At 67.1% G+C, this 23,206-nt stretch carries 18 protein-coding genes; 11 read left to right on the top strand and 7 right to left on the bottom strand.

Annotation, left to right across the window (positions count from 1 at the left end):
* Positions 1 to 126: 126 nt before the first annotated feature.
* Entirely contained in the window at positions 127 to 1,131 is a 1,005-nt protein-coding gene (locus ACE3T8_RS11690) for an isoaspartyl peptidase/L-asparaginase family protein (RefSeq protein WP_374609412.1), read from the top strand.
* Between the two features lie 146 nt (positions 1,132 to 1,277).
* Here the strand turns inward: ACE3T8_RS11690 and ACE3T8_RS11685 are convergent, their stop codons facing one another.
* The gene (locus ACE3T8_RS11685; protein WP_374609370.1) at positions 1,278 to 2,246 is read right to left on the bottom strand and encodes a LysR family transcriptional regulator; all 969 of its coding nucleotides are present in this window, start codon (positions 2,244 to 2,246) and stop codon (positions 1,278 to 1,280) included.
* A gap of 115 nt (positions 2,247 to 2,361) precedes the next feature.
* Between ACE3T8_RS11685 and aceB the strand changes: the two genes are divergently transcribed.
* From aceB to ACE3T8_RS11665, 4 genes are all read left to right on the top strand, one after another.
* Positions 2,362 to 3,984, top strand: a complete 1,623-nt coding sequence (aceB, locus tag ACE3T8_RS11680) for a malate synthase A (RefSeq protein WP_374609369.1) — start codon at positions 2,362 to 2,364, stop codon at positions 3,982 to 3,984.
* Positions 3,985 to 4,045: 61 nt separating this feature from the next.
* Complete coding sequence (gene aceA, locus ACE3T8_RS11675) at positions 4,046 to 5,344, top strand: isocitrate lyase (RefSeq protein ID WP_374609368.1); 1,299 nt, start codon at positions 4,046 to 4,048, stop codon at positions 5,342 to 5,344.
* A gap of 216 nt (positions 5,345 to 5,560) precedes the next feature.
* Complete coding sequence (locus tag ACE3T8_RS11670; protein WP_374609367.1) at positions 5,561 to 6,529, top strand: diguanylate cyclase domain-containing protein; 969 nt, start codon at positions 5,561 to 5,563, stop codon at positions 6,527 to 6,529.
* A 2-nt stretch (positions 6,530 to 6,531) separates the two neighbouring features.
* On the top strand, positions 6,532 to 9,060 hold the full coding sequence (locus ACE3T8_RS11665) for a putative peptide modification system cyclase (protein WP_374609366.1): 2,529 nt from the start codon (positions 6,532 to 6,534) through the stop codon (positions 9,058 to 9,060).
* An 82-nt stretch (positions 9,061 to 9,142) separates the two neighbouring features.
* Here the strand turns inward: ACE3T8_RS11665 and ACE3T8_RS11660 are convergent, their stop codons facing one another.
* Positions 9,143 to 9,427 (bottom strand): NHLP-related RiPP peptide, encoded by a 285-nt coding sequence (locus ACE3T8_RS11660; protein ID WP_374609365.1) that lies wholly within the window; start codon positions 9,425 to 9,427, stop codon positions 9,143 to 9,145.
* Positions 9,428 to 9,489: 62 nt separating this feature from the next.
* Here ACE3T8_RS11660 and ACE3T8_RS11655 point away from each other — a divergent pair, with 62 nt between their 5' ends.
* A complete protein-coding gene (locus ACE3T8_RS11655) occupies positions 9,490 to 10,728 on the top strand; it encodes a putative peptide maturation dehydrogenase (RefSeq protein WP_374609364.1) in 1,239 nt (412 codons plus the stop codon).
* 21 nt (positions 10,729 to 10,749) lie between these two features.
* On the opposite strand, the gene ACE3T8_RS11650 is transcribed toward ACE3T8_RS11655, so the two are convergent.
* The 3 genes from ACE3T8_RS11650 to ACE3T8_RS11640 all read right to left on the bottom strand — a co-directional run bounded on the left by ACE3T8_RS11650 (position 10,750) and on the right by ACE3T8_RS11640 (position 14,703).
* Entirely contained in the window at positions 10,750 to 12,831 is a 2,082-nt protein-coding gene (locus ACE3T8_RS11650; RefSeq protein ID WP_374609411.1) for an alpha/beta fold hydrolase, read from the bottom strand.
* A 74-nt stretch (positions 12,832 to 12,905) separates the two neighbouring features.
* Entirely contained in the window at positions 12,906 to 14,435 is a 1,530-nt protein-coding gene (locus tag ACE3T8_RS11645; protein WP_374609363.1) for a YifB family Mg chelatase-like AAA ATPase, read from the bottom strand.
* Between the two features lie 10 nt (positions 14,436 to 14,445).
* Positions 14,446 to 14,703, bottom strand: coding sequence for an accessory factor UbiK family protein (locus ACE3T8_RS11640; protein ID WP_374358546.1), 258 nt, complete (start codon positions 14,701 to 14,703; stop codon positions 14,446 to 14,448).
* Positions 14,704 to 14,874: 171 nt separating this feature from the next.
* On the opposite strand from ACE3T8_RS11640, the gene ACE3T8_RS11635 reads away from it, so the two are divergent.
* The 5 genes from ACE3T8_RS11635 (at position 14,875) to ACE3T8_RS11615 (ending at position 20,353) form a co-directional block, all read left to right on the top strand.
* A complete protein-coding gene (locus tag ACE3T8_RS11635) occupies positions 14,875 to 15,213 on the top strand; it encodes a P-II family nitrogen regulator (protein ID WP_187553297.1) in 339 nt (112 codons plus the stop codon).
* Between the two features lie 320 nt (positions 15,214 to 15,533).
* Positions 15,534 to 15,944 (top strand): hypothetical protein, encoded by a 411-nt coding sequence (locus ACE3T8_RS11630; protein WP_374609362.1) that lies wholly within the window; start codon positions 15,534 to 15,536, stop codon positions 15,942 to 15,944.
* Positions 15,945 to 15,991: 47 nt separating this feature from the next.
* Positions 15,992 to 18,367, top strand: coding sequence for an ABC transporter permease (locus tag ACE3T8_RS11625; protein ID WP_374609361.1), 2,376 nt, complete (start codon positions 15,992 to 15,994; stop codon positions 18,365 to 18,367).
* 4 nt (positions 18,368 to 18,371) lie between these two features.
* On the top strand, positions 18,372 to 19,658 hold the full coding sequence (locus tag ACE3T8_RS11620) for an efflux RND transporter periplasmic adaptor subunit (protein ID WP_374609360.1): 1,287 nt from the start codon (positions 18,372 to 18,374) through the stop codon (positions 19,656 to 19,658).
* Positions 19,655 to 20,353, top strand: coding sequence for an ABC transporter ATP-binding protein (locus ACE3T8_RS11615; RefSeq protein ID WP_374609359.1), 699 nt, complete (start codon positions 19,655 to 19,657; stop codon positions 20,351 to 20,353). The genes ACE3T8_RS11620 and ACE3T8_RS11615 overlap by 4 nt, the downstream gene beginning before the upstream one ends.
* 84 nt (positions 20,354 to 20,437) lie before the next feature.
* Here ACE3T8_RS11615 and ACE3T8_RS11610 read toward each other — a convergent pair whose 3' ends face one another.
* Positions 20,438 to 22,303, bottom strand: coding sequence for a diguanylate cyclase (locus ACE3T8_RS11610; RefSeq protein ID WP_374609358.1), 1,866 nt, complete (start codon positions 22,301 to 22,303; stop codon positions 20,438 to 20,440).
* Between the two features lie 138 nt (positions 22,304 to 22,441).
* Positions 22,442 to 23,206 (bottom strand): polyamine aminopropyltransferase (gene speE, locus ACE3T8_RS11605; protein ID WP_374609357.1); only part of this gene is annotated, 765 nt, incomplete at its 5' end.

Here is a 23,206-nt window from a genome sequence, read left to right as displayed (position 1 = left end):
GTGGTCAGGGGCGGCTTCGTGCAGAAGCAGGCAGAAGACACCGCGATGACGCTCGACCGCGTCGACACCGTGGTCGCCGGCGTGGACTCGGTGCTGCACCTGCCGGATGGCCGCGTCGAGAAGTCGCTGGCGCAGCGCCATTACGCCGCTCGCAACGGCGTGCTTGTCGCGCTCGATGCGCCTTTGCTTGTCATCCACGGCGGTGCCGGCGTGGAGCCGGGCGATCTCACCCCGGTGGAAGAGGAGGCCGCGCGCGCCGCATTGCGTGACGCGCTCAAGGCCGGCTACGCGAAGCTGCAGGCCGGTGCGTCGTCGGTAGAGGCGGTGACCGCCGCGATCACCGTCCTGGAGGACGCGCCGCAGTTCAACGCCGGGCGCGGTGCGGTGTTCACCCACGATGGCCGCAACGAGCTGGACACCTCGCTGATGGACGGTGCCAGCGGCAAGGCTGGCGCGGCGGCAGGCCTGCATCGGGTGAAGAATCCGATCCTGCTGGCGCGCGCGATCATGGAGAAATCGAAGCACGTGATGATGGTCGGCGACGGCGCCGAGGCCTTCGCGAAGGAGCAGGGCGTGGCGTTGGTGGATCCGGCGTATTTCCGCGTCGAGAAGCGTTGGCAGCAGCTGCAGAAGGCGCTCGCCGAGGAGAAGAAGGCGCAGGCGTCGAACACGTCGCTGGAACTGCCTGGCAAGGCCTACTTCGGCACCGTCGGCGCGTTGGCGCTGGATGCGCAGGGACGCCTGGCCGGCGGCACCTCGACCGGCGGCATGACCAACAAGCGCTATGGCCGCGTCGGCGACTCGCCGATCATCGGCGCCGGCACTTGGGCCGACGACCGCTGCGCGGTGTCCGGCACCGGCTGGGGCGAGTACTACATCCGCGCCGCCGCCGCCCACGAGATCTGCGCGCGCGTGCGCCTGGCCGGCGACCCGATCGCCCGCGCCGCCGACCGCGTGATCAACCGCGACATCCCCAAGGCCGGCGGCGACGGCGGCGCAATCGCGCTCGGTGCCGACGGCAGCGTGGCGTTCCCGTTCAACACCGGCGGCATGTACCGCGGCTGGATCGGCAGCGACGGCGTGCCGCACGTGGCGATCTACAAGACGGATGCGATGGCGACGCCGCGCTGATCCAACCCATTCCCACCCGCCGTAGGGGCAGGCCCCCGTGCCTGCCCGCTCTCCTGACAAACGCATGGCAACCACGGGGGCTTGCCCCTACGCGACGCGCGGTGCGGGCAGGCACGGGGGCCTGCCCTACGGAAACGGGATTGCCCCTACCGTTCCGAATGCCCGCCGCGATCCTGTTCGCGCGGGGACAGCAGTTCCGGCTTGATCAGTTCGACGAAGGCGCGCGCCTGCGCCGACAGGAACTTGCCCTTGCGCATCACGATGCCGTAACTGCGCGAGGGGAACCAGCGCGCCAGCGAACGCGCGGCCAGGCGCTGGCGGTCGGCCTCGGTCAGGCAGATCGCGGTGACGATGCTGATGCCCAGCCCCATCGCCACGTATTGCTTGATCACCTCCCAGCCACCGACTTCCAGCGCCACCGTGTAGGGGACACGGTTCTGCTGGAACACCAGGTCGACCAGCCGATAGGTGGTCAGGCGCTTCGGCGGAAGGATCAGGCCGTACGGCGACAGGTCCTGCAGGGTCAGGTCGCGCTTGGACGCCAGCGGGTGGTCGGGCGGCATGATCAGCATCGGCTCGAAGCTGTAGACCGGCGCGTAGGTGAGGTCTGCGGGGACGTCCAGCATCGATCCGACAGCCAGGTCCACCGCATCGTTGCGCAGCAGGTCGAGGCCGCCGGCACCGGTGACGTTGTGCAGGCTCAGGCGCACGTCCGCATGGCCTTGCCGGAAGGCATCCACGATCCCGGGCAGCAGGTACAGGATGGTCGAGCTGCCGGCGGCCACGTTGAGCTCGCCGGCGTCCAGGCCGCGCACCTGCTCGCGGAAGGTAGCCGCCAGCCCGTCCAGTCCTTCCACCAGTGGCTTGGCCAGTTCGTAGAGCAGTTCGCCCTCGCGGGTCGGGGTCAGCCGGCGTCCGCTGCGTTCCAGCAGGCGCACGCCCAGTTCGCGCTCCAGCGCCTGCAGCTGCAGGGTGACCGCCGGCTGGCTCAGGTACAGCGCTTCCGCGGCGCGGCTCACCGATCCCAGTCGCGCGACCTGGCAAAACGCCCGCAGCGGCTTGAGTCGCGAGCCCTTGTAGGCGAAGCGGAGATTGCCGGATCGGCTGTCCACCATCGTTTTGAATCACTTATTTGATTTACTAATACTAATCATTGACAAATCTGGTTTGTCAAATACCAGACGCAGGCGGATGGTTCGATTCCCCACTGATCGAACGCTGGAGTTGTCGATGTCCGCCGTGCTGCAAGACCGCCCCGAGCCGGGCACCGTGGATCTGACCTGCAGCCTGCCGGGCCAGGAGGCGCTGCTCACCCCTGCTGCGAAAATCTTTCTGGCCGGTCTGCATGTCCGCTTCGAAGGCGAGCGCCAGGCCCGCCTGGCCGCCCGCCGCACCCGCCAGGCCGCCTTCGATGCCGGCGCGCTGCCGGATTTCCGACCCGATACCACCCCGATCCGCAACGGCGACTGGCGCGTTGCCCCGATCCCGGCCGCGCTGCAGGACCGTCGCGTCGAGATCACCGGGCCGGTCGACCCGAAGATGGTGATCAACGCACTGAACTCCGGTGCCAACTGCTACATGGCCGACTTCGAGGACAGCACGGCACCGACCTGGGCCAACCTGCTGGCCGGCCAGGAGGCGCTGCGCGAGGCGATCAAAGGCACCCTGGAATTCACCGGTGACAACGGCAAGGCCTACGCGCTCCGACCCGAGGCCGAGCAGGCCGTCCTGATCGTGCGCCCGCGCGGCTGGCACCTGGACGAGAAGCACCTGCTGGTCGACGGCCAGCGGCTGTCGGCGTCGCTGTTCGACCTCGGCCTGTTCTGCTTCCACAACGCCGCGGCGCTGGCGGCCAAGGATCGCGGTCCCTACTTCTACATCCCCAAGCTGCAGTCGATGGAAGAGGCGGCGCTGTGGAATGCGGTGCTGGGCGACATCGAAACCACGCTCGGCCTGCCGCATGGCCAGTTGAAGGTCACCGTGCTGATCGAGACGCTGCCGGCGGCGTTCGAGATGGACGAGATCCTGCATGCGCTGAAGGACCGCATCGTCGGCCTCAACTGCGGCCGCTGGGACTACATCTTTTCCTACATCAAGACCCTGCGCCGGCACCGCGACCGCGTGCTGCCGGAGCGCGGCCAGGTGACGATGGTGCAACCGTTCCTGCGCGCCTACTCCGAGTTGCTGGTGAAGACCTGCCATCGCCGTGGCGCGCACGCGATGGGCGGCATGGCCGCGCAGATCCCGATCAGCGGCGATGACGACGCCAACGGTGCCGCGCTGGCCCGCGTGCGCGCCGACAAGCTGCGCGAGGTCACCGCCGGCCACGACGGCACCTGGGTCGCGCACCCGGCGTTGATCCCGCTGGCCCGCGAGGTGTTCGACGCGCACATGCCGGAAGCCAACCAGGTCCACATCGCCCGCGATGACGTGCATGCGGAGCGCGACGATTTGTTGCGCCCGTCGCTGGGCACGATCAGCCGCGCCGGCTTCGAGGGCAATGTCGAGGTCTGCGTGCGCTATCTCGCCGCATGGCTCGACGGCAACGGCTGCGTGCCGATCCACTGGCTGATGGAAGACGCGGCGACCGCCGAGATCGCCCGTACCCAGTTGTGGCAATGGCTGCACTTCGCCGACGACGGCCACGAACCGCTGCACCTGGACGACGGCACCCCGGTCGACTTCGCCCTGCTGGAACGCGCCTTCATCGGCCTGCCCGGCAAGTTCAACGACCAGCTGCGGATGCCCGGCGCCAGCCGCATCAACGAGGCGATCGGGATGCTCGACCGGCTCACCCATGCCGATGAACTTGCCGACTTCCTCACGCTTCCCGCCTACGAACGCATCGACTGACATCGCATCCATCGAACTGCATCGCCACCCCACTTTTGCTGCACCCCACCGAGGAATCGCCATGAAGAACCACCTGCCGACCGCCGAACAACTGAAGCTGGACTGGGCCAACAATCCGCGCTGGGCCGGCATCACCCGCGCCTACTCGGCCGAGGACGTGGTGCGCCTGCGCGGCACCGTCCACGTCGAGCATTCCATCGCCCGCCTCGGCGCGGAGAAGCTGTGGAAGTCGCTGCACACCGAGGACTTCGTCAACGCGCTGGGCGCGATGACCGGCAACCAGGCGATGCAGCAGGTCAAGGCCGGTCTGAAGGCGATCTACCTGAGTGGCTGGCAGGTCGCCGCCGACGCCAACCTGGCCGGCGAGATGTATCCCGACCAGTCGTTGTACCCGGCCAACTCGGTGCCGCAGGTGGTCAAGCGGATCAACAACACCCTGCTGCGCGCCGACCAGTTGCACCATGCCGAGGGTGATCACTCGATCGACTTCCTGCAGCCGATCGTGGCCGATGCCGAAGCCGGTTTCGGCGGCGTGCTGAACGCCTATGAGCTGATGAAGGCGATGATCGAGGCCGGCGCCGCCGGCGTGCACTTCGAGGACCAGCTGGCCTCGGTGAAGAAGTGCGGCCACATGGGCGGCAAGGTGCTGGTGCCCACCCGCGAGGCCGTCGAGAAGCTGACCGCCGCGCGCCTGGCCGCCGACGTGATGGGCGTGCCCACCCTGATCGTGGCCCGCACCGATGCCGAGGCCGCCGACCTGCTGACCTCCGACGTCGACGACAACGACAAGCCGTTCTGCACCGGCGAACGCACCGTCGAAGGCTTCTACAAGACCGACAACGGCCTGGACCAGGCGATCAGCCGCGGCCTGGCCTACGCGCCTTACGCCGACCTGGTGTGGTGCGAGACAGGCAAGCCGGACCTGGAATTCGCCCGCAAGTTCGCCGAGGCGATCCACGCGAAATTCCCCGGCAAGCTGCTGGCCTACAACTGCTCGCCCAGCTTCAACTGGAAGAAGAACCTGGACGACGCCACTATCGCGAAGTTCCAGAAGGAAATCGCCAGCTACGGCTACAAGTTCCAGTTCATCACCCTGGCCGGCTTCCACGCGCTGAACTACGGCATGTTCGACCTGGCCCACGGCTACGCGCGCCGGCAGATGAGTGCCTTCGTCGAGTTGCAGGAAAAGGAATTCGCCGCCGCCGATCGCGGCTTCACCGCGGTCAAGCACCAGCGCGAGGTCGGCACCGGCTACTTCGATGCGATCACCCAGACCATCCAGGGCGGCAAGAGCTCGACGGTTGCGCTCAAGGGCAGCACCGAGGAAGAGCAGTTCCACGGCGAGAGCAAAGCCGCCTGACATCGTGCGCGTCCCGCCGGCCTGCGCGCCGGCGGGTATGCGCGGGTTCGCGTCCGCGGTGTGCGATTTTTACGTGCCAGGACAGGCCGGCCGCAGTGCCGGCCTGCGTTCGTCCGATGGAGGCCCGGTGTATCCTCGTGGGCTCCAGCGTGTCGGGGGACGTGGGTGGCGGAAAGCGTGTCGGCGCAGGTGCAGGATGAAGGAGCCGGACAGGACGTGGACGATCCCACGGCCTCGGCCCTGATCGCCAGCGAATACGCGCTTTTCGCGCAGGTCGGGCGTGCCCGCCGGGTCGAGGCCGGCACCCCGCTGTTCCGCCGCGGCGACCTCGGCACCAGCATGTTCGTGATCGCCAGCGGCGCGATCGAACTCGATTTCGGCGAAGACCTGGTGGCCAAGCGGCTCGGCCCGCGCGAATTCTTCGGCGAACTGGGCCTGCTGATCGGCGACCACGCGCGCAGCGCGGACGCCACCATGATCGAGGACGGCGTGCTGCTGGAACTGGGCCGCCATGAATTCGACGTGCTCGCCCAGCGCGACCCGCAACTGCTTTCGCACTTCCTGCGCCGCGCGATCATGCGCGTGGTCTACAACGAGCAGGGTCTGATCGCGCGCCTGCGCCGGCGCAACTTGGAGCTGCAGACCGCACTCGATACCTTGCGCGCCACCGCGCACCGCCTGAACCAGACCGAGGTGCTGACCCGCACCGATGAACTCACCGGCCTGACCAACCGCCGCGGCTTCGCGCTGCACGTCGACCAGCGCCGGCGCAGCCAGGGGCTGGGCGGGCAGAGCCTGGTGCTGATCGACTGCGACCGCTTCAAGGCGATCAACGACGCCCACGGCCATCTGGCCGGCGACCGCGTCCTGCAGAGCGTGGCCAACCTGCTGCGCGCGGTGTCCGGGCCCGACGACATCGCCTGCCGCCTCGGCGGCGACGAATTCTGCCTGCTGGTGGCCGGCCGCCAGGCGCAGGACGTGGCGCGGATGGCCAACTACATCGCCGCCAGCGCGCGCACCCTGCGGCAGATGCAGAGCGTGCCGCCGCAGATCACCACCCTCAGCATCGGTGCCTGCGTGATCGCCGATGCCGCGCACGACTGGGAGCACTGGTACGCACAGGCGGACACCGCGCTGTATCGCGCCAAGCGCCTGGGTGGCGACCGCGTGGAGTGGCAGGACTAGGCATGGTGGAGTCGCAGGTCCCGTCCACTCCGCAGGTACGCACCCTGCTGCTCACCGACCTGGTCGATTCGACCGGGCTGGTGGAGCGCATCGGCGATACCGCGGCGGCGGCGCTGTTCCGCGCCCACGACCGCATCGTGCTGGACCTGCAGCAACGCTGGCGTGGTCGCCTGATCGACCGCAGCGACGGCCTGCTGCTGATCTTCGAACGGCCGATCGACGGCCTCGGATTCGCCCTGGACTACGTGCGCGGCCTGCGCGAACTGGGCCGCGAGCACAACCAGCCGCTTCAGGCACGGGCCGGCTTGCACGTGGGCGAAGTGCTGCTGTGGGAAAACAGCCTGGACGCGGTGCAATTGGGCGCCAAGTCGCTGGAAGTCGAAGGCCTTGCCAAGCCGCTGGCTGGGCGCTTGATGGCATTGGCCCGGCCCGGGCAGATCCTGCTGTCGGCCACCGCCGAACCACTGGCGCACCGCGCCGCGCGCGAACTCGGCGAGCGTGGCGAACTGCTGGTGTGGAAGTCGTACGGCCGCTGGCGTTTCAAGGGCGTGCCGGAGGCGCAGGAAATCCACGAAGTCGGCGAGCCTGGCCTGGCGCCGTTGCGGATGCCTTCGCACACGCCGAAGGCCTGGCGCGACCTGCCGTTGTGGCGGCGCCCAGTGGCGCTGGCCGCGGAAACCATGCTGCTGGCCGGCCTGCTGGTCGGCGGTTGGTTCATCACCCGGCCGCAGCCCGCCATCGCCTTCGGCGAGCGCGATTGGGTAGTGGTCGGCGACCTGCGCAACCTGACCGGCGACCCGCGCCTGGACGATTCGCTGGAGCAGGCGTTCCGCATCAGCCTGGAGCAGTCGCGCTACGTCAACGTGCTCAGCGACCTCAAGGTCCGCGAGACCATGCAGCGCATGCAGCGGCCCGACGACGCCAAGGTCGATCGCGCCAGCGGTTCGGAAATCGCCCTGCGCGACGGCGCGCGCGCGTTGCTGCTGCCGACCGTCGCGGAAGTCGGTGGGCGGCTGCGGGTGAGCGCGGAAGTCGTGGACCCGCGCACCCAGACCACCGTGTACGCGGTCTCCGCGGACGGCAAGGGCATCGACTCCGCGCTCGACTCGATCGACGACGTCACCGACCAGTTGCGCGAGCAGCTCGGCGAGGCGATGCAGAACGTGCAGAAGACCTCGGTGCCGCTGCCGAACGCGGCCACGCCCAGCCTGGAGGCATTGAAGGCGTTTGCGGTGGCGCGCAACGTGTACTACACGACGCGCGATCGCGAACAGGCGCTCGGGCTGTACCGGCGCGCGCTGCAACTCGATCCGCAGTTCGCCCTGGCGCATGCGGACATCGCGCGGCTGTTGGCCGGTTTCGGTGAGGTCGGGGCAGCCGCAGACGAATGGCGGAAGGCACTCGCGATACCCGGGCGGCTCTCCCCGCAGGAGAAGCAGCGCATCGAACTGATGTTGTTGCAACATGCGGGGCCGACTGTGTACTTCCGCAAGGTCGACGAATACCTGGCGCTTTATCCCGACGACAGCGAGGTCATCTCGCGATCGGGAACCAACATCTGGCATCAGTTGAACGATTTCCGTGCCGCCGAAGCCAGGTACCGGGCGGGCATCAAGCCGGCATATGCGAACCAGGGGAGCATCCAGTACGGCCTCGGCATCATGTTGCTGGGGCAGGAGCGTGATGCCGACGCGCTGGCGGCGTTCCGCAGGTCGCGCGAGTGGGGGTTCAGCGGGTGGAGTGAATTCCACGCCCGTGTGTACGACATCCGTGGCCAACACGAGGATGCGGATCGCATCTATCTGCAAAGCTCAGCCGGGAAGACGGGGTGGCAGGGTGAAGAGGGCGTGGTGACATGGATCGACCGCGGCGATCTGCGGCGGGCCAGTGAAATGGCGCGCGCCTGGCATCGGCGGACCGAAGACGCCGGGGACCGGCTTGAGTCCCTGCGCGCGCGCGCCGCCATTGCAAGCGTGGACGCCATTGGTAATGCCCGGGGGGTGGGCAACGACCTGCGTGCCTTGATTGCGGACTCCAGGCGATTGGCCAGGGAGGTCGATGCCGTCTACCCACCCACCTCGGTGGAGTTGCAGTTGTACGCAGGCTTGCTCGCCGCATACACGAACGATCGGGGGTTGGTCGCGGACGCGCTGCTCGGCACCGAGGACAGTCGTGCCGTGCGTGACTACCCCACGGTGGGGCAGTTGCGGGAAGTGGTGTTGGCGGAGCAGGAAAGGCTGTCAGGCAATGCGGAGGCTGCCGTGGCACGCCTGGGTCCGCTCGCACGTCAGGAAAACGCGCTGGTCGCGGTGCATTGGGCGCTGATGAATGCCCAGCGCGCGACCGGCAACACGGAAGCGGCGCTGGAGCGATCGCAATGGCTGGCGACGCACCGGGGTCGTGTATTCGTCGAGGCAACGACCACCGAAGTGCTGCAATTCTTCAACGTCGCCGTCGCGGCGCAGGCGCGGAAGGACAACGGAGCTGGCACCCGGGCGGAGCAGGCGTCCCCGGGCCCCGCGGTGCGTTGACGCGTTCTGAAGGACCACGAAAAAGGCCCGGGGGCTGGCAGCCATCGGGCCTTCCTAGGCGCGGATCGGAATGCCGATCCGATTACATGCCTTGCTGGGCGTCCAGCGGACAGGTGGCGCTCTGGATGCCGAGCAGCGACTGCTCCAGCTTGTCGCGCGACGCCCTGATCTGCTCCGGCGAGGCCAGCGTCTGACCTGCCTTTAGCGCCAAACACGGCGCCGCTTCTGTGTGGCCAATTGAACGTAGCGCCTGTTCGGGTGAGTCCACGAAGGCATCGCGGAAGTCGCTGTCCGTCTCCAGCTTGTCCAGCAGCAACTTGGCCACGCGCGGATGCAATCCGGCGGGCGGACTCTTGTCTTGTGCCACGGCATTCCCCCTGTTGAATGGAACGCGGACAATACCATCGCATCGGGACGGCGGAGTGCGGCATGTTGATCAGGCGGTGCGCGGTGGTGTGGCTGGAGCCGCGCGAGGTGGCCAGTTTCCAGTTGGATGACCTGCTGGCGGGTGGCACCGGGGTGGTGAGTCGGCTGGCCTGGTTCGCGCATGCGCCGCACCTGGGTGCGTCGATCGAGGTCGACCCTGCGCATGCCCCGGTTCTGGGTGCCTTGGGCCCGGTCGACTGGATTGCACGCGACGACCTGGATGCCCGTTTCGGTGGCGACGCGGTGGATGCGCTGCTCGCTGCGGGCCTGTTGTTGGCGGATCTCGAAGATGCCGAGTCGTCACCCAGCGATGCGGCCTTTCGCGAGCAGGGTTGGCATCCACCGGCAGCGGTGGCGCACATGGCGGCGCGCTGGCAAGGCGTCGACGGGCCCAAGGGCATGGCCGAGGCCGACGTCGACACCAATGAAGGGTTGCTGCGCCAGCACGGGCTGCCTCCGCCGCCGGTCGAGCCATCCATCTCGCCAGAGACGCACGTTGCCTTGCCACGGATCGAACGCGACGACTTCGATGCGCTGCTCGACACCCGCACGACCTGCCGCAACTACGACCCCGATGCTTGGTTACCGCTGGCCACGTTCTCGCAACTGATGGCACGGGTGTTCGGCGCGCGTGGCATCGGCCGTCCGGCACCGGGCTTCGATGTCTACAAGCGCACCAGTCCGTCCGGCGGTTCGCTGCATCCCACCGACTGCCTGCTGATCGTGCAGCGGGTGGAGGGCATCGCGCCCGGCCTGTACCGGTATCGCATCGAGTCACATGCGCTGGAACCGGTGGCGCCTGCGATCGCCCCGCCGCAGCTCGGCGACGCATGCACCCGGCCCTTGGGCGATGCCGCGCAGCGGGTTTGGAGCGACGATGAGCTGCATGCGTTCGCGCGCATCGCGGTCGCCGGCCAGGACTTCTTTGCCGATGCCGCAGTGTTGTGCGTGCTGGCACCGCGCTTCCATCGCAATTTCTGGAAGTACCGCAACCACGCCAAGGCGTATCGCGTGTGCGTGCTCGATGTCGGACACCTCTCGCAGACGCTGCAGCTGTGCGCGACCGAAGCGGGGCTTGGCCCCTTCGTCACCGGCGCGATCAACGAGGTCGACCTGGAGCGCGCATTCGGGATGACCGCGTACGCGCAGAGTCCGCTGGTGGTCTGCGGCTTCGGGAAACGCGCGGCGACGCTGATGACATCCGAGTTCGATCCCAACCGCAAGGTCTGGCCGCGCGACTGAGCCGCGCGGCCAGTGGCGTGGTCAGTTCTTGACCGATGCCGTGTGCGACTTGAGCGCCTCTGCCAGGCCGGGCACGCCATCCGCGCCGGCGGGCACGTTGATGCTGGAGCCGGCGAAGTCGCTGCCGATGGGTTGCGCGCGGCCGCCCAGGCATTGCGCCAGGAAGCCCTCGGCCACGGCGTTGAACGCTTTGCTGTTCTCCGGCCGGGCGAAGCCGTGGCCTTCGTCCGGGAACAGCACGTAGGTCACCGGGATGTTCTTCTCCTGCATCGCCTTGACGATCTGGTCGCTCTCCGGCTGCTTCACCCGCGGGTCGTTGGCGCCCTGGCCGATCAGCAGTGGCTTGCTGATCTTCGCCACGTGGGTGAGCGGCGAACGTTCCTCCAGCAGCTTGCGGCCGGCTTCCGTCCGCGGGTCGCCGACGCGCTTGGCGAACTGCTCGAAGAACGCGGCCCAGTACGGCGGGATCGTCGCCAGCAAGGTGTTGAGGTTGGACGGGCCGACGATGTCGACGCCGCACTTGAAGGTGTCCGGGGTGAAGGTCAGGCCGGTGAGGGTAGCGTAGCCGCCATAGCTGCCGCCCATGATCGCCACGTCATCCTTGGTGGTGACGCCGTTCTTCACCGCCCAGTCGACGGCATCGAGCAAGTCGTCGTGCATCTTGCCGGCCCATTCGCCGTCCGACTTGTTGACGAATGACTTGCCGAAACCGGTGGAGCCACGGTAGTTCACCGACAGCACCGAGTAGCCGCGATTCGCCAGCCACTGTGCGTAGCCGCTGTAGCCGTAGGCATCGCGCGCCCACGGACCGCCGTGGACCAGCAGGACCATCGGCGCGGGTTTGTCGGACTTGCCATCGTTGTTGCCATCGGCGGTCTTCGGCAACGTGAGGTAGCTGACCAGGGTCAGGCCATCGCGCGATTTGATCTCCTGCGGCCACATCGGCACCAGCGGCTTGCCATCCAGCGCCGGGCGCGTGGAGAACAGTTTTTCCGGCTTGCCGCCGCGTGCGTAGCGGTAATACACCGCAGGGGTCTCAGCGGCCGAGTAACCGACGATCCATGTCTTGTCATCCTGCGTGCGCGATGCGACCCAGGCTTCGCCGGGGCCGATCGCCTTCAGCGCCGCGAGATCAGCGGCGATGCCGTCGTCGACCGGCGTCCACTCTTCCTTGAGGTAGTTCGCGGCGACCGCCTGCACCTTGTTGGTGGCCGGGTCGCGCAGCGAATCGCTGACGTCGGCGCGCGGGTTTTCCAGCACCAGGGTCTTGCCGCCGGTCGCGGTATCGACGGCGAACAGCGCGGCGGTGTCGCGCCCGCGCGAGTCGATGAAGTACAGCGTCTTGCCGTCGCTGGTGTAACCACCGGGGAAGGTGGTCAGCGAGTCCGCGAACGGGATTTCGTCGACCATCTTCCAGCTGCCCTTGCCGTCCGGTTCCAGCAGGTCGCTGCCGCCGTCCGCGCGCGACTTGGTCGCCAGCCGCACCTTGAAATCCGGATCGACGCGGTATTCGGCGAACTCGCCGGTGTTCTTCTCGACCAGGGTGCGTTCGCCGCTGGCGAGGTCGACGCGGTACAGGTCATGCCATTTCGCATCGCGATCGTTCATGCCGACCAGCACCGCGTCCGGATGCAGGTGGCTGACGCCGACCACATACGCGCGGGTCTTCGGGAAGTTGCTGAGGTCGCGCGACTGGCCGCTGGCAAGGTCCACCGCGAACAGGTGGAAGTTCTCGTCGCCGCCGGTGTCGCGCAGGTACAGCAGCGTGTCGGGCTGGAACGACCAGAAATATTGGCGGATGCCGCGCGCCTTGTCGGACGTGACGGCACGCGCCTTGGTTGCGTCCTCGGCGGGCGCGACCCAGACGTTCATCACCCCATCGACCGCGGCCAGCCAACTCAGGTACTTGCCATCGGGGCTGATCTGCACATCGGTGCGCTCCGGATTGCCGAACAGCGCATCGCGCGGGATGAGCTCCACGTCCTCGATGGTGGCGGGCGCGGATGGTTGCTTTTCGGCCTTGGCCGAGGTCTCGGGTGCACCGCGGTCGCAGGCGGCCAGCAGCCAGGCGGAGATCGAAACGACGAGCAGCGAGCGATGCAGTGACATGGCGCCTCTTCCGTTGTGTTCTAACTTGCAGCATACGGAAACGACACCGGCGTGCGGCCACGCCGCTGTCAGGCCGCGACGCGTTCGCGCCCGCGCTCCAGCCGCCTGTAGCCGATCGCCTCGGTGAGATGAGGAGTCTGGATGTCGGGCGATCCGGCCAAGTCGGCGATGGTGCGGGCGACGCGCAGGATCCGGTGCAGCGAGCGCGCCGACAACTGCAGGCTGTCCACCGCCCGTTCCAGCAGGGCGGTGTCGCGCGGGGCGAGCCGGCAGTGCGCGTCGGTCCGCGCCTGGTCGAGGCGCGCATTGGGCAAGCCGCATCGCGCCTCCTGCACGGCACGCGCACGCAGCACCCGTTCGCGCACCGACGCACTCGATTCGCCCGGCGGGCCGTCGGTGCGCAATGCGCTCGGCGGCAGCCGCGGCACCTCCACGTGCAGGTCGATGCGTTCGAGCAGAGGGCCGGAGATGCGCGCGCGGTAGCGGCGGATCATCTCGTCGTTGCACAGGCAGCGACCGGAGGGATCGCCGGCCCAGCCGCAGGGGCAGGGGTTCATCGCCGCCACTAGTTGGAACCGTGCCGGGAATTCGCAATGACGGGCCGCGCGGGAGATGTGCACGCTGCCGGATTCCAGCGGTTCGCGTAGCACTTCCAGCGCATGCCGGCTCCATTCGGGCAGTTCGTCGAGGAACAGCACGCCGTGGTGGGCCAGGGAGATTTCGCCAGGGCGCGGGTCGGCACCACCACCGACCAGCGCCACCGCGCTGGCAGTGTGGTGCGGTGCGCGGAACGGACGCTGCCGCCAACGGGTGGGATCCAGCCCGCGGCCACCTTCACCGAAGCCGCGGGCCGATGCGATCGCCGCCGCTTCCAGCGCTTCGGTCTCGCTCGGCGGCGGCAGGATGCCGCATAGCCGCGAGGCCAACAGGGTCTTGCCGCTGCCGGGAGGGCCCGCGAACAGGACGTGGTGCGCGCCAGCCGCGGCGATCTCCAGCGCGCGCCGCGCCTGCGCCTGCCCGCGCACGTCGGCCAGGTCCGGCGGTGGGCGGTCGCGGCAGGGCAGCGGTTGCGCACGCGGCAGCAGCTTGCCGGCATCCAGCGCGGCGCAGACTTCCAGCAAGGTGCGCGCGGTGCGCACGTCCACGGTCGAGGCCAGCGCGGCCTCGGGTCCGTTGCCCGGTGCGACCAGCAGGCGTCGGCCTGCCTCGCCCGCGGCGATGGCGGCGCCGAGCACGCCATCGACGCAGCGGATTTCCCCGGTCAACGCCAGTTCGCCGAGGAATTCCCATTCCTGCAGCGCGTCGTTCGACAGCTGCCCGCTGGCGGCGAGGATCCCCAGCGCGATCGCCAGGTCGAAGCGCCCGCCGTCCTTCGGCAGGTCGGCGGGGGCCAGGTTGATGGTGATCCGCCGCGACGGGAATTCGAACTGCGCGCACTGGATGGCCGCGCGGACCCGATCCTTGGCTTCGCGCACCGCCGCTTCCGGCAGGCCGACGATGTTCATCGACGGCAAGCCGCCGGCCAGGTGCACTTCCACCCGGACTTCGGGCGCACGCACGCCCACCCGCGCACGGCTGTGCACGATCGCAAGACCCATGGCGGCGGCCTCAGTGGCGCGGCGGTTGCGGGGCGTCGGCCAGTTCGGCCAAGCGCTGTTCCAGCGCGTCGAGCTTCTCGCGGGTGCGCAGCAGCACCGCGCGCTGCACGTCGAATTCCTCGCGGGTGACCAGGTCCAGCTTGCCCAAACCGGCCTGCAGCACCGACTTGAAGTTCTGCTGCAGTTCCTCGCGGCTCTCGCGCAGGCCCGGCGGGACCAGGCTGCTGAGGCGGCGGGCGAGTTCGTCGAGTTGGGCCAGGTCGATCATGCGCTCGGGGGTCATCGGGGTTCTCCTGCGGGTGTCGCCAGCATGCGCATCGCGGTGCGCCATGGCCGTCGGTGCAGGGTGCGGGACGCGGTCAGGAAACCCCGCGTCCGGAGGGGCAGTATGCATCGGCGCCGCGCGGTATGCTCGCGCCGACCACTGGGAGGCGTCGTGATGAAAATGGTGATGGCGGTGATCAAGCCGTTCAAGCTGGACGACGTGCGCGAGGCACTGGCGGACGCCGGCGTCGCCGGCATCACCGCGACCGAGGTCAAGGGTTTCGGCCGCCAGAAGGGCCATACCGAGTTGTATCGCGGTGCCGAGTACCTGGTCGACTTCCTGCCCAAGATCAAGCTGGAGGTCGCGGTGCCGGACGAGCAGGTCGATGCCGTGGTCGAGGCGATCATGCGCGCCGCCGGCACCGGCAAGATCGGCGACGGCAAGATCTTCGTCTGGGACCTCGGCAAGGTGGTGCGCATCCGCACCGGCGAGCTGGATGCCGATGCGATCTGAGTCGGTGTTGACATCCCCCCCCCCCCCCCTATGTTCGACTGCCCGTCCCGCAGTGACGCGGGTCACACATTGGAGAGCCAAGGATGCAGCTTCGTACGATGGTGCTGGGAGCGGTGATCGCAGTAGGCGCGGCATTGCTGCCGATGGGTAATGCTCAAGCCTTGCCGCCTGGATGGTCAGGGGCATGCGCAGGTTCTGACTACGTTGTGTGGGACGGCAACGGAAATTACGCCATTTTCCACGATTCGTGGCGGTGCACCTGATGTAGCTACAGCGCCGGCTTATGCCGGCGCTGTTTTGGTAACTGGAAAGGTGAAGAAATGAATCAACAACGGATCATTGCATGGCTCTGCATCCTGCTACTGCAAGCGCTTCTTGCCTCCGCCTGCGTGGCCGCAGATCAAATGCCGCGCGACGTATCGCAAAAAGAGGTGAAGCAGTACTGGCGTCCTGCCCAGGAAGACATGGCCCCCAAGATGCCGCCGCTGGTTCGGGCCGTATTTGAGCTGGTCGACAAGCATGGGCGTGTCGTGCTGGATTACGAGGTCACCATCAACGAAAAGGGCGTGCCGGTGGATTTCAAGTTCAAGTCCATCACCCCCGCCCATGTCGATCCCAAGCCGTTCATCGCTTCGGTGATGTTCTATCGCTATCGTCCAACGCCGCAAAACAGCGCGCGCAGGCCAGTGCGCGTGCACGGGCCCAAGCCTTATTTCATCCCAAAAAAGTAGCCGCACGGCCGGCCTGAACGCATGAGAGCACAAGCAGGGATGCGTTGATGCACGCCTTTTTGCTGCGCAGCCTACTGGGCCGCGCCCCAAGCCTTGTGCTGACCGTGCTGGGGCTGGCCGTTGCGTTTGCGGCAACGCTGGCCGCACTGAACCTGCATGCGGTGCTGCGCGGCGGTCATCCGCAGGGCACGAATTTTGCGGGCGAGCCCGTCAGTATTTTCGCGCACATCACGGCGAGGGACTTCGATCTATTCCTGTTTCCACCGCAGATCATCGCGATGCAGGAAGAGATGGGCGACAGCGGCGCGGTGATTTCCTCCTCCGGTGCGCGGATGATCGATATTGGCATCGTCGGTGCGGAGCATGAGGCGGCCGTGGACGTGGTGTCGCCGAACTTCTTCACTGCGCTTGGGGTGGCGATCAAGGGCGGGGATGCACGGCAATTCGGCGACGATCGCACTGCCCCCACTTGCGTCGTGTCCGAGCAATTCATCGCACGCATGGGGCTGCAATCGCCGCCCGAGACGTTGCAGGTGGCCGGGCGTGCCCTGCGTGTGGTCGGCATTGCACGCGATTTCAACGGCCTGTGGGATCACGAAACGGACGTCTGGGTGGATTGGCGCCTGGGTCATGACCTGCTGTCCCCCACTACGACAGTCAAAGGCATCGATGGGTTTTACTGGACAATGGCCATTCCTGCGCGCGGACAGGCGGCGGTCTTTCGCGGCAAGCTGCAGCGCGCGCTGTCGCGCCGCGACTTGGCCGAGCCGCCATTCGACAGTTTCCGCGCGGTGCCCGGCATCACCAATCAGCCCGACATGCGCCGCACGGCCGATACCAGTTCCTGGCTGTACCTTGTGCTGTGTGCGGTGATGCTGGTGGTGGCCACCGCCAATCTTGCCGCTTGGTCGGCGCTGCTGCGAGCCGGCAAGATTCAGAGCGAATGGACCTTCCTCCAGCTTGGCATTCCGCGGCGCACGCATGCGCTGCTGGGGCTTGGTTTCGTGGTGCTTCCTGTGCTTGCCGGTGCGTTGCTGGCGCTGCCACTGGAACGTGTGATGTCGGCGCTGTTGCAGCAGGATTCGGCCATTTATGCCCTGCTGGCGTGGTCGGCGGAGTACAAAAACCGCGATTCGTGGCGGGCCTGGCTTGCCATCGTGCTGGCGGTGACCGTGTTCGGCTGGCTGCTGGGGCTGGCCGTGGTGCATCTGGCCGGCTTGCGGTACGACGCTGGCAACTTGCGGACAACGACAGGCAAGGTCGAACGGCTGTTCCGTCCGATGGCAGCACTGGTGACCATGCTGGCCAGCATCGCCCTGCTGTTCGGTACGCTGCAAACGGTCAACGCGCTGAGGGTGTGGCAGGCACTGTCACAGCAAGGAGCCGGTCAGGTGTGGGCGCTGTTTATCAACACTGACTTCGGTTCTAGCGGCGCAAGCCTGGATCACGGCCGGCGTGAAGCCGTCGTACGTGGCGTACGTGCACAGCTGCCACGTACGCAGGCGCTGGGCTTCGTGAAAATCCGCCCCCTGTCTACGGCCAAGGAGGCGTTGAGTGCCTATTCCCTGGACGCAGGCGGGCCGCCAGTACTGAAAGTGCTGCTCAACGAAGCGGATGCGGAGGGCATGCAGGCAATCGGTGCCGATTTGCGTGCCGGACGCGCCTTCGACACCAGCCTCAGCGCCATGGAGCTGGTGCTGGATGCGCAGGCCGCGCAGCGGCTGGTACAGGCAACCGGCAAGAACGATGTGCTTGGCATGAATCTGTACGATGAATTGAGCATGCCGTGGCGCATCGTCGGCATCGTGGATCGCATCCCGTATGGACCTGACCCCGACAAGGAAGCGCCGGTGGGGTACGTGACGCTTGGCGATTCCCCCATGATCGCGAATCTCGTGCTGCGCGGTCCGAATACGGCAGAACAGGCGGCCGATCTGGCGGAGACCGGCGTTCGCGTCGATGGGGGTCGCGTACGCTTCGGCGAGCCAGCCAACCTGGCAGAGAAAGCCGAGGAGGCGCTGGCGCAATACCGCAGCCGCGCCCTGTTGGGCCTGATAGCCGCAGCCATCACGATCATCATTTCCGCGTTGACCATCCTGTCCATCGTGACCCTGGAAGTGCGCCGGCGGCGGCGCATGTTGGCCGTTCGCGCCAGTCTTGGCGAAGGTCCGCTGGCCACGGCTTGGCACGGTGCACGCGGCGTGCTGATTGCCATCTTGTTGGGCACGATCCTGGGCATGCTGGCGATGTGGCTGGCCGGGCCATCGCTCGCATCTCGGGGCATGCTCAAGCCTGCCGACTTTGCTTGGGCCATGCCCGTGTGTAGCGCCTTGCTGATGGCACTGGCGTGCGTTGGTGCCGCCGCGATCCTGCTGCGCGAATTCTTCGCCAAACCCCTGGCACAGCATCTGCGCGAGGAATGAAGACGTGAACAAACCCGACAAGCCGTTCGTCATCGGGCAGATGGATATTGCCCGCATGGATCATCCGCAGCGACGCACGCGGCGGACCATGCAAGCGAGCGCGGTCATCTGCATCCTGTTGCTGACCGGTACCGTTGCCTATCGCTGGCTTGCCCCCGGGGTTCCGCGCATCGCCGCCGACCGGCTGTGGATCGACAGCGTACGCTTCGGCGATTTCGAGCGCACGGTGCGCGGAACCGGGGTGCTGACCCCCAAGGTCCAGCGCTGGTTGACCGCGCAATCAATGGCGACGGTGGAACGCATCGTGGCGCAACCGGGCACGCGTGTCAGGGCCGATGACGTGGTGATGGAAATGAGCAATCCTGAACTGCAGGATCAGCTCATCACGGCCCGCAGCGCGCTGACCGCAGCGCTGTCGGACGAAATTTCCAAGCGCCTCACGCTGGAAGGCCAGGTCATGGATCTGGAATCCTCGCTTGCGACCCTGCGATCCGACCACGGCTACACCCGTTTACAGGCCGAGCGGGAAGCCAAGCTGCTGGACATGAAGTTGATTTCGGACCTCCAGCACATGCAGACACGGCAGAAGCTTGAAGCCTTGACCGAACAATTGCGGATCGGTGGCCGCCGTCTTGCCGGTTTGCGCCGCAACGTGGCGGAGCAGGTCGAAGCGGGCAAGGCGCGCATCGAGCAGTTGCGACAGGCGGTCGAACAGCGGGAACGACAGGCCGATGCGCTTCGCGTGCGCGCCGGCATCGATGGTGTTGTGCAATCGATCGAAGCCACGGAGGGCAAACAGGTGGCAGTGGGCGCACCGCTCGGCCTGATCGTGCAGACATCACCGCTACAAGCCAGGCTCAGCGTACCGGAAGCGCAGGCCAAGGACATTGTGCCGGGCATGAAAGCGTTGATCGACCTGCGCAGCGCGACCTTTGTCGGCCATATCGCACGCGTCGCACCCGGGGTGCAGAACGCTGCGGTGGAAGTGTTGGTCGAACCGGATGGCCCGTTGCCAGCGGAGGCGCGGCCCGAGCTAGGCATTACCGGCACGGTGCGCATCGATCGAATCGCCAACGTAATGACGATCCCACGGCCACCAGAGGCACGGCCGGACTCGACCGGCAGTCTGTATCGGCTAGACAGCGACAACCGCGCCGAACGCGTTTCGGTGCGTTACGGACGAGCGTCGTCGGATCGCATCGAGATCGTCAGCGGGCTGAAGCAAGGCGACCGCATCGTGTTGTCGAATCTTTCCGACTGGAACAACCCTCTTGCCTTCCGACTGCAATGAACCCTTCCGATAGCGCATCCCTGATCGAACTGAACGGTGTCACCCGGATCTTCCGCACGGATACGGTCGAAACGCATGCGCTGTGCGGCATCGATCTGCGTGTCGATCCAGGCGAATTCATCGCCATCACCGGTTCATCCGGCTGTGGGAAATCCACACTGCTCAGCGTGGTTGGACTGCTCGATCAGGTCACTGGCGGATCGTACAAGCTCGCCGGACACGAGATCGGAAGCCTGTCCGCTGGACAGCGCGCGCAAATCCGAAACCGCGAGATTGGCTTTATCTTCCAGGCATTCAACCTGATTGATGAACTGACAGCCTGCGAAAACGTCGCCCTGCCTCTCGAGTTTCGCGGCGTGGCAAAGCGCGAGCGCATGGCGCGTGCAGCGCAGGCGCTGGAACAGGTCGGGATGGGCCACCGTCTTGATCATCGACCAGCACAGCTCTCTGGCGGGCAGCAGCAGCGCGTGGCGATTGCCCGCGCGCTGGTTGGAAGGCCTCGCCTGATTCTTGCGGATGAACCTACGGGAAACCTGGATTCGTCCAGTGGTGAAGCAGTCATGGAGCTGCTTGCAGGTGTACACAGAAACGGTGGGACCATATTGATGGTGACCCACTCGGAAGCCTGTGCTGGCGTTGCCGGCCGCCGCATTGCCATGCAAGACGGTGCAATTTCTCCGGCTCGGGACAGCTAGCGTTACCGAGGCGGTGACGGAGTCGCAGGTGGATGACCTCAAGTGATTCCATGGTGATTCGGGTACGGCACCACGCTGTATCGGTCAGTGCTCGACGCGGTCGCGGCCGCGCTGCTTCGCCCGGTACAGCGCGGCATCGGCGCGCGCCAGCACGCCTTCGTGGGTGTCGCCGCTGCGCTGCGATTGCGCCACGCCGATGCTCACGGTGACCCGCAGCGCCGCGTCGATGTCGTCGAAGCGCAGGGCGGCGGTCGCCTCGCGCAGCCGTTCCGCCACCACCATCGCCTGTTCCAGCGTGGTGTCCGCGCAGACCACCACGAATTCCTCGCCGCCGATCCGGCCCAGCGGATCGCAGCCGCGTAGGACCGTGTGCCAGGCGTCGGCGGCGGCGCGCAGCACGCGGTCGCCGACCGCATGGCCGTGGCGGTCGTTGATCGCCTTGAAATGGTCGAGGTCGAGGATCAGCAGCGAGACCGAATCGCCCGGCCGCGTGGCGCCACCGATCGCGCGGGCCGCCTCGCGCTCGATGCCGCGGCGGTTGGCGACCCCGGTTAGCGGATCGAGCAGGGTAAGGTCGCGCAGCCGGCGCGACTTGCGCCACTGCCGCCATGCCAGCAGGGCGAGCAGGGTCATCAGCAGCACGCCCAAGCCGATCGCCAGCCACTGCCAGCGCCGCAGCGCTTCCAGCGCGGCCACTTCCTGCTGCTTGATCGTTGCTTCCGCGCGCAGCTGCCGGTTCTCGAAATCGCGGAGCCGGATTTCGTACTCGTATTCCAGCATGCGGCTCTGCTCCAGCCGCATCTTGCCCTGCAGTTTCATCTGCAGGTCGGTGTAGCGTTTGTAGTCCGCCAGTGCGGCACCGGCCTGGCCGAGCGCCTCCTTGCTGGCCGCCTGCGCCTTGAACAGCATCGCCAGGTAGCGCTCGTTGCCGTCCTGCTGGATCAGAGGCAGCGCCTGCTCGTAGCGCGCAAGCGCCTCCGCATGCTGGCCCCGCCGCGCCAGCGCCTGGCCGGTAATCATCAGCAGCATGTCCTCGCTGGAGGCGTCGTGCTCGGCCGCGTAACCGGCCCGGGCCTGCCGCAGCATGTTCAGAGCGGCGTCCGGCTGTCCAAGCGCGATCTGGCTTTCAGCGATGCCCAGGCGCGCCGCGTTGATGTTGTAGGCGTCGTCGTGCTTGATCGCCACCCGCTCGGCTTCGCGGAAGGACGCCAGCGCCTTCTCCGGGGCGCCGGATTCCCCATGCAGGTAGCCAAGCTCGTTCAGGTTGGTGGCCACGCTCTCCCAGTCGCCCTTGTCCTGCATGCGTTTCACCGCGGCGGTGAAATAGCGCTGCGCCTGCGGCCAGTCGCCCATGCGCCGATATGCGACCGCAATGCTCAGCATCAGCGACTCCACCTCACGGTCGATGCCGGATGCGCGGTAGGCGGCGCGCGCGCGCTGGAAATCGAGCATCGCCTTCGCCTGCTCGCCCAGCAGCGAATGGATGTCGCCGCGCATCTGCAGTGCTTCCGCCAGCAGCTGCGGTTCGTCCACGGCCTGCAGCAGTGCGATGGCCTTTTCCACCTCGGGCAGGCCGCGCTGCGAGCCGCTGACCAGAATGACGTAGGTGGCGCGGCACAGCATCGCGCGCGCTTCCGACGCCACGTCGCGGGCATCGCGCGCCAGCCTCAGTGCTTCGTCCGAATACGCCAGCCCCTGCTCGGGTTCCTTCCACTTGCTGCTGCCGCAGTACACCGAGCGGAAACGGACCTCGCGCGGCATGTCGCCGGCGGGGAGCAGGGCGCGCAGGCGCTCGAGGTCGGCGTCATAGGCAGCGAACGTGCTTTCCAGCCATTCCGGACCGACCACCCTCTGCAGGGTGGCATCGAAGGCGGCGGTGCGGGTCGAAGTGGGTTCGTAGGCGTCGGCATGCTGCGGCGTGGCGGCGAACGCCACCAGTGGCCACGCCATCAGCGCGGCCAGCAGGCATGCCCGGATTGGACGCGACTGCGCTGCCACACGCCCCCTTGCGTCGGATCGACCCGACACCCTATCGGCGCAACGATACGCCTTCCGTGCCCGCTGTCGCAGTTCCCGCGGGGCGGGCGGTCAGCCGGCCAGTGTCTGGGCCACGAACGGCGGCAGCGCCTGCGCGCCTTTGTGCAGGTCGGCGCTGTAGTAGGCGGTGCGGAAGGACTTGCCGCGGGCATCGGCCTCGCGGAAACCGAAATCGGCGTTCGCCGCCTTCTTCGCCATCGTGCAGCTCCACCAGCCGGTGGGGTAGCAGGGCTGCGGGAACGGCAGGGTCTGGAAGCTGGCGAAGCCGGCCTTGCCCATTTCCGCGCGCATTTCCCGGATCAGGTCCAGCAGCACCAGTGGCGATTCGCTCTGCTGCACCAGGATGCCGTCGTCCTTCAGCGCGCGATGGCAGCTGGCGAAGAACGCGGCGTTGAACAGGCCTTCGGCCGGGCCGACCGGATCGGTGGAATCGACGATCACGAGGTCCACGCTGCCCGGCTCGCAGTTCGCCATGTAGGCGATGCCGTCGTCGAACAGCAGTTCGGCGCGCGGATCATGGTTGGATTCACACAGCTCGGGGAAATACTTTTCCGCCATGCGGGTGACTTGTTCATCGATGTCGCACTGGGTCGCTTTCGCGACGCCCGGGTGGCGCAGCACCTCGCGCAGGGTGCCGCAGTCGCCGCCGCCGATGATCACCACGCGCTTCGGGTCGGCATGGGTGAACAGCGCCGGGTGCGACATCATCTCGTGGTAGAGGAAGTTGTCGCGGGTGGTCAGCATCATCGCGCCGTCGATCAGCATGACGTTGCCCCAGTCGGTCGACTCGTAGATCTCGATGTGCTGGAACGGCGA

The organism is Thermomonas sp., from assembly GCF_041919455.1.
Lineage (GTDB): Bacteria > Pseudomonadota > Gammaproteobacteria > Xanthomonadales > Xanthomonadaceae > Thermomonas.
Note: the sequence above shows the minus strand (reverse complement) of the source record. Positions and strands in the feature narration are given on the sequence as shown.